This window comes from Porphyromonas asaccharolytica DSM 20707 (assembly GCF_000212375.1).
Taxonomy (GTDB): domain Bacteria; phylum Bacteroidota; class Bacteroidia; order Bacteroidales; family Porphyromonadaceae; genus Porphyromonas; species Porphyromonas asaccharolytica.
Window position 1 is genome coordinate 849,652 of the sequence record NC_015501.1, and the last position, 14,945, is coordinate 864,596.

Sequence of the window (14,945 nt, forward strand, 5' to 3'; positions counted from 1 at the left end):
CTACTACTTAGCATAGCTCACGGCACGAGTCTCACGGATCACCGTAATCTTGACCTGCCCTGGGTAGGTCATCTCGGTCTGTATCTTGTGAGCAATGTCTGCCGAGAGCGTTTCGGTGGCCTGATCGTCGATCTCTTCGGCTCCGACGATGACACGTAGCTCACGACCCGCTTGGATCGCATAGGTCTTGACCACACCTGGATAAGAGAGCGCCAGCTGCTCGAGGTCTTTAAGACGCTTGATGTACGCCTCGACGATCTCATGACGAGCCCCTGGTCTAGCACCGCTTATCGAGTCACATATCTGCACGATAGGCGCTAGGAGCGTCTCCATCTCTATCTCTTCATGGTGAGCACCGACAGCGTTGCAGATGTCGGGCTTCTCCTTGTACTTCTCACAAAGCTTCATGCCGAGGATAGCGTGTGGTAGCTCAGGCTCCTCGTCAGACACCTTGCCAATGTCGTGTAACAAGCCGGCACGACGAGCTTTCTTAGCATTAAGCCCCAGCTCAGAAGCCATCGTAGCACAGAGATTGGCCGTCTCACGAGCATGCTGCAGTAGGTTCTGCCCATAGGAGGAGCGATACTTCATCTTGCCCACTAGACGTACCAGCTCAGGGTGCATACCATGGATACCGAGGTCGATGATCGTCCTCTTGCCCGTCTCGATGATCTCCTCCTCGATCTGCTTGCTCACACGATCTACCACCTCCTCAATGCGAGCCGGGTGGATACGTCCGTCCTGTACCAGTTGATGCAGAGCTAGGCGAGCTACCTCACGGCGCACAGGGTCAAAGGCTGAGAGCACGATAGCCTCTGGCGTATCGTCTACGATGATCTCCACACCCGTGGCAGCCTCGAGAGCTCGTATGTTACGTCCCTCACGACCGATGATGCGTCCCTTGACCTCGTCATTGTCTATATGAAAGACTGAGACCGAGTTCTCCACGGAGGTCTCCGTAGCGATGCGCTGTATCGTCGCTACGATGAGTCGTCGAGCTTCTTGCGAAGCATTCATCTTAGCCTCTTCGATCACCTCCGCTGTGTAGGCAGCCGCTTGATCACGGGCCTCTAGGCGCAGGGACTCGATGAGCTGCTCGCGAGCTTGGGTAGCGGATAGTCCACCTATCTCCTCCAGCTTAGCTTGCTGGCTGAGGATGGCCGCATTTAGCTCCTCTTGCTTCTGAGCGACTAGCTGCTCCTGCTGTGCCATCTGCTTGCGCTCATGCTCGAGGTCAGACGAAGCATCTTCTAGTTGCTTGGTACGTGCTGTGAGCGTCTGTTCCAGCTGCTGTAGGGTCGTCTCTCGACTCTGCACCTGTGCTGTGCGATCTGCTAAGCGCTCCTCCAGCTCTCCCTTGAGCTGCAAGGCGTACTCCTTGGCTTCGATCATCTTCTGCTGCTTGAGTATCTCGGCATCCTGCTGAGCTTTCTCTAGGATGCTGTCAGCCTCACGTAGCTCTTTCTTTTTTGTCTTATGTGCCTCGAGAATAACCTTGTCGGCACTCTCCTGAGCCTCCTGTAGGATGCGCTCCGCTCGCTGCTTATGGAGTCGCATCACTACAACCCATACGATGCCCCCACCGATGATGAGAGCCAACAATATGAGTAAACTAAATAGGTATATGCTAATCTGCATAAATCGTTCTTACTAAAGTGTGTATATCTAATCAGTCACAAAGTCTCCGCCATGATCGATAGAGATACAGACTCACCTTACTGAGAGATGTCCCAGTGGTCAAACGTATAGATTCGAGCGACAGATCTAGTCCTTTCTGAAAAAGGAAAGAGACGCCCTCCTTAGCCTACAACTGTCGCTCTAGAAGGCTATTTACCTCAGAGAGACGCTTCAGTAGCTCTGTCGTGTCTTTACTCTCTTTGAGCACCTCGCACTGCACGGCGATATCCACGGCCGCCATAAGCCAGTGAAGCTGCTCCTCGCTCTCTGCGGGCTGTGGGTAAGCAGCACGATACTTCTTGACGAGAGCTGATATCGTATGCTGTGCACGACGATAGTAAGGCTCCTCGCTGCGTGGCACGTCAATGGGGATAGCGATACCATCGACCAGTAGCGTGATGCTCTGCATCTCGCTCTGACGATGCTCTAGACTGTTGCTATGCTGATCCATTTGTGCCATTAGTGTGGCTGAGTTGTAGCTGTACTATGTTGTAGCTCTAGGAGAGCTATACTTTGGTCCATTCGTTTGATCATCTGGGACAGTCGCTCCTTAGCGATGCCCATATCAGTACCACTGACGATAAGTGCGCGCGCCATCAAGAGTTGCCGGTTGCGACTCTCGAGTCCCTCCAGCTCATCACACTGCTCACTGAGCCGTGCCTTGAGGTCTGCTATCTCCCTGCGCTGCGTCTCGATCTCTTGTTGCAGCGCATTCCGCTGCTCGATGAGTCGCAGAGCATTTTGGTAGAGTGCATCCACCTGTAGTTGCTCGTCGTGCGTCATTTCGTCACCATGTGTATCACAAAGGTACAGAAAAAAAAGACTCGTCCTAATAATTTGTCTCAGCCCCCTACATTGGGCTACCTTACTTGCATGATTTAGGCGTACGAGACGACGTAAACAAAAGGTCCCTACGAGGGCGTGTATGCTCTCGTAGGGACTCTTCATTTATTTATTGTATAGCTACCACTAAATGAGTGTAGCCAGTGGTCACTTCTCTAGCTTCTCTAGCTCCACTAGATTACGATCTTTGTCATAGATCTTGTAGTCTAGGAGTGCTACATCTTGATCTTCGATCAGCTTGATGTTTTTGGAGTATTTCTTCTTCCACTTAGTAAAGATAGAAGATCCCAAGAGGGGAGCCTTCTTGATATAAGCGACGACGTAGGGATGTAGATGCATGGCAAAGTTGCGAATGGGCTTGTCGCCAGAGGTCAGCTGGGCTATGATCTCCTCTAGATCATCTGTAAAGGTGATGGAGGTCTTGATCTTTCCCGAGCCTTGACAGGTAGGACAGGTCTCCTCGGTGCGTATGATGGTAGCCTGGCGTACGCGCTGTCGTGTGATCTGCATGAGTCCGAACTTGCTCAGAGGAAGTATCTTGTGGGTAGCTCGGTCATTTGCCATAAGCTTCACCATGTGCTCGTATAGCTCCTTGTTGTGAGCTGCTTCATTCATATCGATGAAGTCGATTACGATGATTCCTCCGAGATCTCGCAGTCTGATCTGTCGGGCTATGAGGTCTGCGACGGCCATATTGACATCAAAGGCGGTCTCCTCTTGTCCAGAGGTCCTACGAGCCTTCTTGCTACTATTGACGTCGATGACGTGCATAGCCTCGGTTTGCTCGATGATGATGTTGGCTCCATTGCGTAGGGTGACTTTGCGCCCGAAGAGAGTCTTCTTTTGCTTTGTCACACCACAAGCATCAAAGAGAGGGCGCTTACTGTCATCCTCATAGAGCGTGACGATCTGCTCTCTACCTGGGTCGATGTCTGCTACGTAACCTCTGAGCTCCTTGTAGTAGTCTGGATCGTTGACGATGATCTTCGTAAAGGTCTTGTTGTAGGAGTCTCGGATAAGGTTGATAGCACGATTTCGCTCCTCATAAATCTGTGTAGGAGCCTTGGCACGGACCAACTTCTTGATACTTGTCTCGAATCGATCTATCAGATCCATCATCTCCTCGACGAGCTCTTGGGTCTTTTTCCCAGCAGCTTGCGTTCGGATGATGGCTCCGTAGCCACTCTTGATGACACTCTGCACGATCGTCTTAAGCCTCGTACGCTCCTCCGTGGAGCGTATCTCGCTAGAGATGGCTACCTGATCGCTAAAGGGTACTAGGACTAGAAATCGACCCGCTATGGAGAGCTCTGCAGAGAGACTAGGTCCTTTCGTCCCGAAGGCTTCACGTGTTACCTTGACGAGGATCTTGTCACCCTTCTTGAGTCCCGAGTTGATGATATTGCCATCCTTAGGAAGGGGGGTACCTTCTTTGACTTTGTCAATGGGGGGTACCTTCTTCTTTTCCGCTATATCTTCTAATAAGTGAGTTGTCGCTCCAAATACTTTGCCTAGATCATTGTAGTGAAGGAAGCCGTTTTTCATGGGGCCTATGTTGACGAAGGCGGCGTTATTGCCTCTGACGACATTGTCTACCTCGCCAAGCAGGATGTCTCCAACAGCGTAACGGATATTTCTATTCTCCGTCCGTAGCTCTACGAGCTCGTCATCTTCGAGCACTGCCATAGACACCTCTTTGGGCTTTACATCGATGATTAGTTCACTATTCACGGTGTCTCAAATAATCTGTGCATTAATAGATTGGAAACGTGTAGAGGTCTAGTATGACCCGCCTCTTCTCTTCTCCGTCTCACAGCTACGTCGTGCCACTGCACTGCCCCGAGCTGGTGAGCTCTCGAAGTACCTAATCGCTACACCTCTACTGAGAGTAGCTGGTCTCTATGCGCATCTCGATGGCGACTCTTGAGCGAGTCTATAGATACACAGAGAGGGGAGATCTACAGATGCTGCCGTAGCACTCGTATCACGGGCGATCCCTTCTTATTAGTCTGCTGATTGATACGACAGACTTCGGCAGATGCCCGTGAGGGGTGACTACTGCAGGGTGATGGGATGAGTTGCTATGCAACAAAGCCATCCACAACCAGCCTCTCATCGGTGAGAGGTCGATTATGGCGGCTTGCTTGGTACGTTTCGTTCGTCACGATTAGATTGCCATACATATTACGATGGCTATCTAGTGTGTAGACTATGACTCTCCTGGACGATCTGCTCGTCCTAGGAGGGATCACATACGGTCGTCCTCGACCGCTTGCCTACTACTTCTTCTTATGACGGTTCTTACGTAGTCTCTTCTTACGCTTGTGCGTCGACATCTTGCGACGCTTGTGCTTCTTACCGTTTGGCATAATTGTTTCTTTTGAATTGGTCTATATTGGATCCAAGGTCATGAGGTCCGTAGCTAGCCACTACTACGATGGAGCGACCGTTGTCGTCCTCAGGACTATCTGCCTCGACTCACCCCCTGGGATACTATTTGATTATGGCTGTGAATGCTTTCGAAGGCTTGAACGTGGGAACCTTGCGGGCTGGTACGATGATCGTCGTCTGCTTGGAGATGTTGCGTGCAGTCTTCTCTGCGCGCTCCTTAACGACGAAACTACCGAAGCCTCTGAGGTAGACATTGTCTCCCTGGCTCATGGCGTTCTTGACTGTATCCATAAAGGCCTCTACAACCTGCAGGACCTCCTGTCGGTCTAAGCCTGTCGTGTCGGCTATACTCTTTACAACTTCTGCTTTAGTCATGTATTCTTAAGTAATGGGTCTTATAATGATTTGCGATGAGGCATCATGCTACCACTCCGAGAGCGCACGCACGGTGGATAAATATACAAAAAGCAACTCACACCAACCTGCTCTGACGTAAAAAAACGGAGGAGTGCTCTCGATCTCGCCCAAGAACACTCCTCTTCTTTTTTGATATATGCTCGCTCGTGGTATCAGCCTTGTGTCATAAAGCGACTTGGAGGAAAGGGAGGTGGCTGGCAAGGCTCTCTATGTAGCCCCTAGGGGAGTCGAACCCCTCTTTCCAGGATGAAAACCTGGCGTCCTAACCGATAGACGAAAGGGCCAAATCGTGCGCCAGTATCCTTAATGTAGAGTTATATCCTCAGCGAACTGATACAGTATTGCGATGTGTCGTCGTAGACTAGAGAGATTTGAGGTGAAGAGCCATCTTAGACTTCAGATTCGCAGCCTTATTGCGATGGATAATATTCTTACGAGCTAGACGATCTAGCGTAGAATACACCTTCGGCAAAGCCTGCTCAGCTTCCTGACGATCGGTCATAGCACGAAACTGCTTGACCATCGTACGCGACGTCTTGCTCGCATAGCGATTGCGAAGGCGACGTGTGGAACTCTGACGGATTCTCTTCAGCGTTGATTTATGATTTGCCATTCTTGTGATACTTAATTACTTGGTGTACTATCGATATGCGAGACTCGCTACGCGAAGTACTTCATATCAACTATTACTTGTAGCCCCTAGGGGAATCGAACCCCTATTTTCAGAATGAGAATCTGACGTCCTAACCGTTAGACGAAAGGGCCAGCAACTACTTGTAAACTGCCACCGATTGTTCGGCTCTCAGGCAATTGTGATGCAAAGGTAATACAAATTTTTCTTCTGACAAAAGATTCTCGCAAGAAAATATCCCAAAAGACTTCGTTTATCTCAGAAAATGAGATCCAGTGGGTTGATAGTCACACTCTTACGAAATGTTTGGTCAAAACAAACTTTCTATCTCAAGTCACGGCCCCAAAGGAGCTTCTCGCGGATGACCTGGGCATACGGCTTGTGCGAGAGACGTAGCAGGTGGGCTCGCTTGTCACTCTTGCGGGCGACGATCTCGACACCACAGTCGTAGACTCGCAGATTACCATCGATTACAATGGAGAAAGTGGGGTGTAGCGAAGAGACTCTCATCGTCAGCACACTGGTGTCGGGGAAGATGAGCGGAGCCATATTGAGCGTATGAGGTGCTATAGGCACTAGCAGCAAGGTCTGACACTGAGGAGTCACGATAGGGCCTCCTAGGCTAAGCGCATAGGCGGTCGAGCCGGAGGGAGTGCTCACGACCAAGCCGTCGGCAGCGTACTCAGCCAGCAAGTTGCCGTCTAGATCTACGCGTATCTTGATGATAGATCCTGTCTCTCGTTTTTGCACCGCCAGATCATTGAGCGCAGTGCCGACATGCTCTCCCGCCACACTCACATCGATCAGCGAGCGGGTCTCTATATCGTACTGTCCAGCCAGCAGATCATCGAGGTGATGCAGAGCTTCCTGTGGCTCCATCTCGGTCATAAAGCCGAGGTGCCCGCAGTTGATCGCCCATATAGGCAGCTCCACGTCTCTCAGCTTGTGCACAGCTCTCAGGAGCGTACCGTCACCTCCGAGACTTAGAGCTATGTCGCCATAGGGCGTCTCTCCACCTAGTCGCATCTGCGGATAACCCTCCGGGATACCCGCTAGTTGCAGTGCCTCCCAAAGCGGAGCCTCTATATAAAGGTCTACACCATGCTCTGCCAGTGCTGTCAGTAGTGCTGTCACATCGTCCGTGAGACGCATCGTAGCGTGGCTACCATATACTGCTATCGTATTTATCTTATGCCTATCCATCGGGGCTGTCTGATTGCATCGCTACAAAAGTACCTAAAAGAGGGCAGATCCCCAAAGAGGAGCCTCCCACAAAAGGATCGAGCGTCTAGAGCTCACTCGATCATAAAGAGCTTGGCCGATATGCGCACCCACTCGTGGATCTTCTTAACCTGGACGACCCGAGCGTAAAACTCTTTACCAGCATCCATCAGCCGTGATATGACCAGATTGAGTTCTTGGGGCACATAACCTATGCGGTGCTCCTCGTAGTAGATGGCGATGGCGTTTTCGTCGTGCTCGTTTGGCGGCTGTCGTACCATACGTAGCACTGTGTCAGGCAGTAGCGTAGGGTAAAGCTCCTGTACGATAGGGCAGAAGGAGGTCCCAGCGACTACAATGTCTAGGAGGAAGATCTCCCGCTTGGGTAGTCCTAATGCGTTGATTCCTTCAGTCCCAATGAGCGCTAGTAGCTCTGGGCTGACTGGTATGATCTCGTGACTCATAGGTTATGTGACTTATATTCCTCCATGAGTGTGACGATCGTCTGCTGCTCCTTCTCGCTCGTCTGGAGCTCCTGGATGATCGCTTCTAGCTCAGCTTGCTTCTTTAGGATCGCTACGGGGCTTGACAGTAACTCTTTCTGATCAAAAGGAAAGCTCTCCGACCGCTTGGCTATTCTAATCTCGAGGGTACTCTTCTTCTCTTGCAGTTTTTCGACTTCTGCCAAGAGTGCCTCAGGGTCTGAGGGGAGCTCTTCTTGGGGCTTCTCTTTGTTCAGTAGGGCCAACAGAGCTCGTAGCTGAGGCAGGTCTCCGATCTGATAAGCCTTTACGGTGATCAGAAAGAGTCGCTTATCCTCCTCTGTGTAGTGTGGGTTAAGGTCAGGGTGGAGTCGCTTGACGAGGGCCTTGTAGATCTCCTTGAGCTCTTTAGTCTCTTGGGAAGATAGGTGCGGTCTGTCCCAATACTCCTTGGCAGCCTTGAGCTGAGCCAGCTTTTTCTCCAGCAGCTGATGAAACTCTAGCCGCTGCTGCGCCATCTGCTTGTCTATCTCGACGAGGTCGGGTGCTTCGTCACGATTGATGTAAGCCTGTAGGAGTGAGCGCCTCAAGCGGAGCGTAGCTAGGGAGAGCCCTAGCCGTAACTGGGTGTAGAGCAACTTGCCGAAGTAGTGCATATAGAGCGCAGAGAGGTGAGGCGCCTCGTGATCCGTCATCTCTTGATACTGGGAGACGAGTGCCGTGTAGGCTACGACGAGTGTCTCGTACTGCTCCCGAAGCCTCTGATACTCTGGAGAGCATGCTAGCGGGTTCATGTCTGTCATCGCATTCCGTCTGTTAGAGCTAATCTGTGGACTAAGGTAACGTTTTTAGGGGAAAGGCAAATATCCTGAGTGCCTCCACAGCAGGCCAATCGTGTTAAGAAAAGTCTGTGTCGGGTAGCAAAAGACGTTTGCAAAAAAAGTGTAGACTACTGTAGGGGCCTGTGTCAAGATTCTGACGTCAGCGGGTGCTCACTACTTACACTTTTCCTCACCGATAGAGGGTGGTAGGGTCATGGCGCCGTAGTTCTGTAGGAGCTTCCGCCCTACGGGACATAGCCAGCAGCGACGTGGCTCACAGTAGCTTCCGTAGAGCTCTAGGAGTGCCTGCGTGTCATAAGCACTGCGGGGGTGCAATCCTTCGTGGACGAAGCGACGCACGACGCTATTGCGCTCTGCGGGGAGGTCGTGTGCACTCATCAGCGAGTCGCTCACTAAGGAGAGACCAAGCAGGTCACGCTCCTTCGTGAGGTAGTACTGAAGCGGTATGACCACATTGATCGCAATGCTCTCGATGGTAGCACGTCCTATGGTGCCGAGCTGTGCATGCGACTCGCTCCCCCAGTGGTAGTGTCGCTGCCAGTAGTCGGAGGGGGTCACCATGAGTAGCTGCTCGAGATGGGCCAACGAGGATGTGCGGAGCAGCTCGCCTGGCAGATTGTCACTATGGTAGTACAGCGCTGCTAGATAGGCAAGCCGACGATGCGGGAAGGCGCTCGGGCGCAGTCGTAGCATACGGATGGTGCCTGGCGGTAGGGGTGACAGGTGGTACTTATGTGCTAGGAAGGTAAACTCCTCTCCCAGTCGCTCCCTATACTGATCTACTTCTGGAGAGATCGGGTCACTCTCTAGCAGTCCGCCCATACCTAGGAGGAGCGCCTCGAGGGCTAGAGGCGAGCTCTTGTGCTTGAGTAGGATCGAGGGGGAGAGCCGGCGAGCGATCTGCTCGAAAGCATCGTGATTTACTTTGGCTCCTAGGTAACGCATCAGGAAGAGGTGTGTTACCGCTGCTAGATCTCCCTTGAAAAAGCTCATCGCTGCCTCTATCTGCTGACACTTCTTGTCCAGTCGTTCATGCGTAAGCTGTGCAAACCAGTCGTCCTGCACCTCCTCGGGAAGCTGGCTACAAGCCTCCCCGCAGCGCGGTATCTGCGGAGCCTCGGTGAGTTGCTGCGCTATGGCCAGCAAGTCAGGATTGATCTGCATACGGCAGGTGATAGGCGGCGTGCCAGCCTGCAGAGAGATGGGACCATCGTCCTGCAGTACGATATGTAGCAGTACATTATTGTAAGCTGGGTCTAGCTGGTGCCCATGGCGTAGCCAGTCTGTCGTATGGCAATGTATCTCGCCATTGCCCGCCCAGGTCAGGGAGCCTATACGCAGCTTAAGATTGCTAAAGTCGGGCCCGCCATTGGTATTGTATCGTCCCGGGTCGATGACGATCGGCGTCACCCCCTCGGGGATGCAGGGGTGTGGCTCGAAGGTGAGCGACTCGTAGAGCCTATTGCCCCATATCTGGTGTAGCCACGTCTCCTGCATCGTCTATGTGGTCAGATCAGATGTAGTCCTGTCCAGCCTCTATCTCCACATCGGTGACATAGTTCTTGATACTCTGCTCCGCCTCACGCTTGCAGATGAGCAGCACGTTGCCATGCTTAGCGATGATACAGTCGTCGACGCCTTGCACGACTGCCAGGAGGTCTGGGTCATCGATGTAGAGGATATTATTCATCGACTCGTAGAATTGGGTCTTCTCGTGATTTGTCACATTGCCCGTCTGATCCTTGGAGCTCTGATCATAAAGAGCTCCCCAGGTGCCTAGGTCAGCCCAGCCAAAGGTCGCGGGAGTGACCAGCACATTGTCCGCTTTTTCCAAGACCCCGTAGTCGATGGATATACTAGGGCAGTATGGATAGATCTCCTCGATCGCCTCTTGCTCGCGGGCGGTACCGAAGTCGCTCGCCCGCTCGGTAAAGAGTCTGCTCACCTCGGGCATATACTTGGCAAAAGCATCGAGGATCGTCTTGACGTGCCAGACGAACATACCACTGTTCCAGAGGAACTCGCCACAGGAGACAAATATCTCGGCCATCTCACGATTGGGCTTTTCGGTAAAGACCTTCACCTTGTGATACTGTCCGTCGAGAGGCATCTCGCTAGAGTCCACCTGTATGTACCCGTATCCCGTCTCGGGCGCTGTGGGCTTGATGCCTAGCGTCAGGAGGTAAGGGTGTAGCGCTGCAAAGCGGAGCGACTGGCTGACGGTCTGGACGAAGTTGTCCTCATTCATAATGATATGATCCGAAGCCGCCACAACGATCGAAGCCTTAGGGTCTCGCTGCTGGATATGGTAGCAGGCGTAAGCGATACATGGGGCTGTGTTGCGTCGTAAAGGCTCGGTGAGGACCTGGTCTCGCTTGAGCCCTGGAAGCTGCTCGAGAGTCAGATCGACGTAGTCGGCATGGGTGACGATGTAAATATGATCCTCAGGGACGATCCGTAGGAACCGCTTGTAAGTGTCCTGTAGGAGTGAACTTCCCGTGCCGAAGAAGTCTAGAAATTGCTTGGGTCGTGACTGACGTGAGATAGGCCAAAAGCGACTCCCCACCCCGCCACTCATGATGACACAATAGTAATGCTCCATGAGAATTGAGTTGTATTGAGTTTGCTGTTACAAAGCTACTAATAAAAAGGGTGCCACGCAATGAGAGAGGCATGCTCGGCTCATGCTGCGTCAGTTGTGTCAAAGGTTACAGCATCGCGGTTTTTAACGGAGACGGACGCCCTCCGACTCGACACTGGCGTGCGTCCTTACAGCGGGTCACGCGTGTCGGGCGAACTACCTTATATAATAGAGCAAATAGCTCGGAAGGATCGTCCCATACTCATGGGACGAATTTGTCCCACCCGCATTGGAATCAAAAAATCCCCACGGAGGGATTTTCAAATCCCCAGGTAGGAATTTTGAAATATCCAGGTGGAAAAGGAAAATTCTCCACGTGGGCGTGAAATGAAACTTCGGAGGAATCAAACGATATGTCCGAGGAATTATTTCTCGCCTACGTGGAGAATAAAAAATAGCCACGTGGAGATTTCAGATTTTCCACGTGGCTATTGGTCTGTTGGGTCGTTCGGGGGACGGAGTTTGTGTCTATCGCTTGCCCGAGGCGTCGATCTTGAGGAAGAGTGCGAGCATCAGTGAGAAGCCCCAGAGCGAGGAGCCTCCATAGCTGAAGAAGGGGAGCGGGATGCCGATGACGGGCACCAGCCCCAGCACCATACCCACATTGACCATAAGGTGAAAGAGTAGGACGCACGCTAGGCAGTACCCATAGACCCGCCCGAAGGTGGAGGGGTGTTGCTCCGCTCGCCACATGATGCGTAGGATCATAGCGAGGAAGAGTAGAAGCAGACCGACGGATCCCGCAAAGCCTTGCTCCTCGCCGATGGTGCAGAAGATGAAATCGGTGTCTTGCTCGGGGACATACTTGAGCTTCGTCTGGGTGCCCTGGAGGAACCCTTTGCCTGTGAGGCCGCCTGAACCGATGGCGATCTTTGCCTGATCCACATTGTACCCAGCTCCGCGTGGATCCTGCTCGATGCCGAGGGATACCGCTATACGGGTCTGCTGATGCGGTGCGAGGATGTCGTTGTAGACGTACTCTACCGAGAGCGAGAAGGCCAGCAAGCCTAAGCTGGCTAAGCCGACTAAGAGGTAGGAGCGGGAGTAATGTAGCAAAGCGCGAACGAAGCAGAAGAGGATGATGCAGCTCATCAGTACTAAGGCGACATAGCTGTAATCGATCTGCAGCCAGCGCAGAGAGATATACATACCGACGAAGTATACGGCGGTGACGATCCACAAGATGCGCCGCTCACGTGGCTTCCACCGTACGATGCTACTGAGGTAGAGGAGCGTAGCTGCTGAGATGATGCTACAGATGAGGAGCCGACTAGCGTCGGTCGCACCCCAGCTCACGTCGGCCAGCATGAGTGACACCACAAAGAGCGTCACCGCTAGCGAGGCGAGTAGAAGGAAGGCTCCTGAGAGTCCCTCACGATAGAGTGCTAAGAAGAAGGCGCAGAAGACGAGTGCCGACCCTGTCTCGCTCTGCAGGATAATGATCGCCATGGGCAAGAGGATGATCGCAAAGACCTCTAGATAGCCGCGCAGGGTGGTGAGCTTGAACTCGGGACGATTGAGCCAGTAGGCGAGCATGAGTGCGGTGCCGAGCTTGGCAAACTCAGCGGGCTGCACCCTGACGGGACCTATGACGAGCCACGAGCGGGAGCCTTTGATGTCAGGTGCCACGATAGCAGTTACGATGAGCAGGAGTATAAAGGCGATGTATAGGTATGGCGCCCCAGACTCAAAGAGATCTTCGTCGATGAGTAGCACGATCCCGCCTAGCCCCAGAGCTAGAGAGATCCATATGAGCTGCTGCATCGGTCGGCCTCCCATCTCTAGCAGATGACCCGGCGTGAAGTCGTACGTGGCGCCACAGATAGCGAGCCACCCCCCAGCTACCATCAGGAGATAGAGGATGATGAGCGGCCAGTCAAGGCGCATCAGTAGGTTGCTACGTCGCTGCTTACTAAGGTATGGCATGCTGCTTGTTGGTTCTTAGGTGTCGTGTGTGTAGAAGATCTTCTGTCGGCTGATCTGCTCCACAATGGCTTGAGAAGTCCCTGAGAGCTCGCCATCACGTAGGTAGTACTCCATCATGACGCGCCCGATAGGTACGCCGTATATGGCTCCGAAGCCGCCGTTCTCAACATAGACGCTGATCGCCACTTTGGGGTCTTCGAGAGGAGCAAAGCCGATGAAGGCGGAGTGGTCTTTGCCAAAGCGGTTTTCGGCTGTACCGGTCTTACCGCATACGTTGATTTCGCCTGGAGCAAAGTTAGCCCGACGACAAGTGCCCGCTAGGACGGCGCCGTGCATCCCCTGTGCGATCTCCTCCCAGTAACCTGGCGAGACGATCGTATGGTGCGGTGTCCTATAAATGGAGTCTAGTGGGGAGTGCTCGATCTTGCGGACGACATGGGGCTTGTAGTAGTACCCTCTATTGGCGATGGTAGCTGCGAGGTTTGCCATCTGGAGGGGGGTGAGCAGCACCTCGCCCTGACCGATGGAGAGGGAGATGATGGTGGAGGAGTTCCAGCGTCGATAGACGCGATCGTAGACGGAGCTATTGGGTATGAAGCCACGGTTCTCGCCCGCTAGGTCGACGCCAAGCTTGTAGCCGAAGCCAAAGTCTACCATATAGTCTCGCCACTTATTGAGCGCATCCTGCACGCTGGGGTAGCGTGTGCGATCGTCTAGTAGGAAGTGCAGTCCCCAGCAGAAGTAAGCGTTGCAAGAGGTGGTTAGCGCACTGCGCAGATTGAGCGGGGAGGCATGACCGTGGCAGGCGGGACGTCCTCGCATACGAGGATACCCATGAGCACAGGAGAGGAGCGTGGAGGGGGTGACGAGATGCTCCTGAAGCATCAAGGCGCCCATGGCGGGCTTGAAGGTAGAGCCGGGGGGGTAGGTACCCATGATGGCTCGGTTGAAGAGAGGCTTGCCCTCCTGTAGGACTAGCTGCTGGTGTGCCTTGCCTAAGCTCTTGCCTTGCAGCAGGCGCACGTCGTAGGAGGGTGAAGAGACGAGACAGAGCACTTCGCCACTCTTGGGCTCGATCATGACGATAGCACCACGCTTGCCCTGCAGGAGCTTTTCGCCTAGGCTCTGCAAACCTATGTCGATGCTGAGGGTCAGATCTTCGCCAGGTATCGCCTCGATGTCGTCAGCACCATCGTTGTAGCTCCCCTGGATCCTACCACGGGCGTCTCGGAGCAGGAGGTTGACACCATTGCGCCCTCGTAAGATGCTGTCGTAGGTGCGCTCGACGCCACTCTTGCCTACATATTGTCCGAGAGCGAGGGTACTATCGGCTTTGAGCTCCTCGGGACTGGACTCGCCTAGGTATCCGAGTAGCAGTGCGGCATTGGGCTGGTCGGAGCGACGTACAGCGCGGGGACGAAGTGTGAAGCCTGGTAGACGGAAGAGCTGCTCCTGTATGAAACCCGCCTCTTCGCTGGTGAGCTGTGACCAGAAGAGTTGCGGAGTAAAGGGCGAGTAGCCGGGATTGATCGAGCGATCCCGCAGTGCCGTCATGCGATCCTTGAGCTCGAGCTCGGAGGTGTGGAGGAGGCTGGACAGTAGGGGCATGTCGAGGGTGTCGGCGAGCTCTTTTGTAGTGACGAGGAGGTCGTAGGCTGGCTCGTTGTAGACGAGTAGTGTCCCTTTGCGGTCATAGATGACGCCTCGGTCAGGGAAGATGACCTCTTCATAAAGAGCATTGCGCATAGCGCGCTCTTTGTACTCTGAGCTTACGAGCTGCAGATAGCCGAGCCGTATGACATATAGCACCACGATGCTTATAGCGATCATCGGGAGGACGGCGATGCGTAGTCGATGGCGTGAACGCTCCATAT

13 protein-coding genes and 2 tRNA genes are annotated in these 14,945 nt (G+C 53.2%); all 15 read right to left on the reverse strand.

Annotated elements, in window-relative coordinates; genetic code table 11:
• Positions 1-3: 3 nt before the first annotated feature.
• Positions 4-1,632 (reverse strand): ribonuclease Y, encoded by a 1,629-nt coding sequence (gene rny, locus PORAS_RS03375; RefSeq protein WP_425357265.1) that lies wholly within the window; start codon positions 1,630-1,632, stop codon positions 4-6.
• A 172-nt stretch (positions 1,633-1,804) separates the two neighbouring features.
• Positions 1,805-2,137 carry a cell division protein ZapA gene (locus tag PORAS_RS03380; RefSeq protein WP_004331468.1) on the reverse strand — a complete coding sequence of 111 codons (333 nt, stop codon included), beginning with the start codon at positions 2,135-2,137 and terminating at the stop codon, positions 1,805-1,807.
• Complete coding sequence (locus tag PORAS_RS03385) at positions 2,137-2,460, reverse strand: hypothetical protein (protein ID WP_004331492.1); 324 nt, start codon at positions 2,458-2,460, stop codon at positions 2,137-2,139. Before PORAS_RS03385 ends, PORAS_RS03380 begins: the two co-directional genes overlap by 1 nt.
• A gap of 207 nt (positions 2,461-2,667) precedes the next feature.
• Complete coding sequence (locus PORAS_RS03390; RefSeq protein WP_004331477.1) at positions 2,668-4,251, reverse strand: Rne/Rng family ribonuclease; 1,584 nt, start codon at positions 4,249-4,251, stop codon at positions 2,668-2,670.
• A 762-nt stretch (positions 4,252-5,013) separates the two neighbouring features.
• Positions 5,014-5,286, reverse strand: a complete 273-nt coding sequence (locus PORAS_RS03395; RefSeq protein ID WP_004331463.1) for an HU family DNA-binding protein — start codon at positions 5,284-5,286, stop codon at positions 5,014-5,016.
• A gap of 254 nt (positions 5,287-5,540) precedes the next feature.
• Positions 5,541-5,612, reverse strand: a tRNA-Glu gene (locus tag PORAS_RS03400).
• A 77-nt stretch (positions 5,613-5,689) separates the two neighbouring features.
• Positions 5,690-5,941: a 30S ribosomal protein S20 gene (rpsT, locus tag PORAS_RS03405; RefSeq protein ID WP_004331479.1), complete on the reverse strand. Its 252-nt coding sequence runs from the start codon at positions 5,939-5,941 to the stop codon at positions 5,690-5,692.
• 80 nt (positions 5,942-6,021) lie between these two features.
• Positions 6,022-6,093: transfer RNA gene (locus PORAS_RS03410), tRNA-Glu, on the reverse strand.
• A gap of 190 nt (positions 6,094-6,283) precedes the next feature.
• A complete protein-coding gene (locus PORAS_RS03415) occupies positions 6,284-7,162 on the reverse strand; it encodes an NAD(+)/NADH kinase (protein ID WP_004331490.1) in 879 nt (292 codons plus the stop codon).
• A gap of 92 nt (positions 7,163-7,254) precedes the next feature.
• Complete coding sequence (locus tag PORAS_RS03420) at positions 7,255-7,644, reverse strand: HIRAN domain-containing protein (RefSeq protein WP_013760186.1); 390 nt, start codon at positions 7,642-7,644, stop codon at positions 7,255-7,257.
• Positions 7,641-8,465: a hypothetical protein gene (locus PORAS_RS03425; protein ID WP_004331498.1), complete on the reverse strand. Its 825-nt coding sequence runs from the start codon at positions 8,463-8,465 to the stop codon at positions 7,641-7,643. The genes PORAS_RS03420 and PORAS_RS03425 overlap by 4 nt, the downstream gene beginning before the upstream one ends.
• 192 nt (positions 8,466-8,657) lie before the next feature.
• Entirely contained in the window at positions 8,658-10,001 is a 1,344-nt protein-coding gene (locus PORAS_RS03430; RefSeq protein ID WP_013760187.1) for a DUF2851 family protein, read from the reverse strand.
• A 16-nt stretch (positions 10,002-10,017) separates the two neighbouring features.
• Complete coding sequence (locus PORAS_RS03435) at positions 10,018-11,106, reverse strand: mannose-1-phosphate guanylyltransferase (protein ID WP_004331465.1); 1,089 nt, start codon at positions 11,104-11,106, stop codon at positions 10,018-10,020.
• 507 nt (positions 11,107-11,613) lie between these two features.
• The gene (rodA, locus tag PORAS_RS03440; RefSeq protein WP_013760188.1) at positions 11,614-13,071 is read right to left on the reverse strand and encodes a rod shape-determining protein RodA; all 1,458 of its coding nucleotides are present in this window, start codon (positions 13,069-13,071) and stop codon (positions 11,614-11,616) included.
• Between the two features lie 15 nt (positions 13,072-13,086).
• Positions 13,087-14,943 (reverse strand): penicillin-binding transpeptidase domain-containing protein, encoded by a 1,857-nt coding sequence (locus PORAS_RS03445; protein ID WP_004331478.1) that lies wholly within the window; start codon positions 14,941-14,943, stop codon positions 13,087-13,089.
• Between the last annotated feature and the right edge of the window lie 2 nt (positions 14,944-14,945).

What these genes read in the sequence shown, in the direction of transcription:
- PORAS_RS03430 (WP_013760187.1), bottom strand. Translation starts at nt 10,001, where the DNA reads ATGCAGGAGACGTGGCTACACCAGATATGGGGCAATAGGCTCTACGAG.
- PORAS_RS03380 (WP_004331468.1), bottom strand. Translation starts at nt 2,137, where the DNA reads ATGGCACAAATGGATCAGCATAGCAACAGTCTAGAGCATCGTCAGAGC.
- PORAS_RS03445 (WP_004331478.1), bottom strand. Translation starts at nt 14,943, where the DNA reads ATGGAGCGTTCACGCCATCGACTACGCATCGCCGTCCTCCCGATGATC.
- rpsT (WP_004331479.1), bottom strand. Translation starts at nt 5,941, where the DNA reads ATGGCAAATCATAAATCAACGCTGAAGAGAATCCGTCAGAGTTCCACA.
- PORAS_RS03425 (WP_004331498.1), bottom strand. Translation starts at nt 8,465, where the DNA reads ATGACAGACATGAACCCGCTAGCATGCTCTCCAGAGTATCAGAGGCTT.
- PORAS_RS03415 (WP_004331490.1), bottom strand. Translation starts at nt 7,162, where the DNA reads ATGGATAGGCATAAGATAAATACGATAGCAGTATATGGTAGCCACGCT.
- PORAS_RS03385 (WP_004331492.1), bottom strand. Translation starts at nt 2,460, where the DNA reads ATGACGCACGACGAGCAACTACAGGTGGATGCACTCTACCAAAATGCT.
- PORAS_RS03435 (WP_004331465.1), bottom strand. Translation starts at nt 11,106, where the DNA reads ATGGAGCATTACTATTGTGTCATCATGAGTGGCGGGGTGGGGAGTCGC.
- PORAS_RS03395 (WP_004331463.1), bottom strand. Translation starts at nt 5,286, where the DNA reads ATGACTAAAGCAGAAGTTGTAAAGAGTATAGCCGACACGACAGGCTTA.
- PORAS_RS03420 (WP_013760186.1), bottom strand. Translation starts at nt 7,644, where the DNA reads ATGAGTCACGAGATCATACCAGTCAGCCCAGAGCTACTAGCGCTCATT.
- rodA (WP_013760188.1), bottom strand. Translation starts at nt 13,071, where the DNA reads ATGCCATACCTTAGTAAGCAGCGACGTAGCAACCTACTGATGCGCCTT.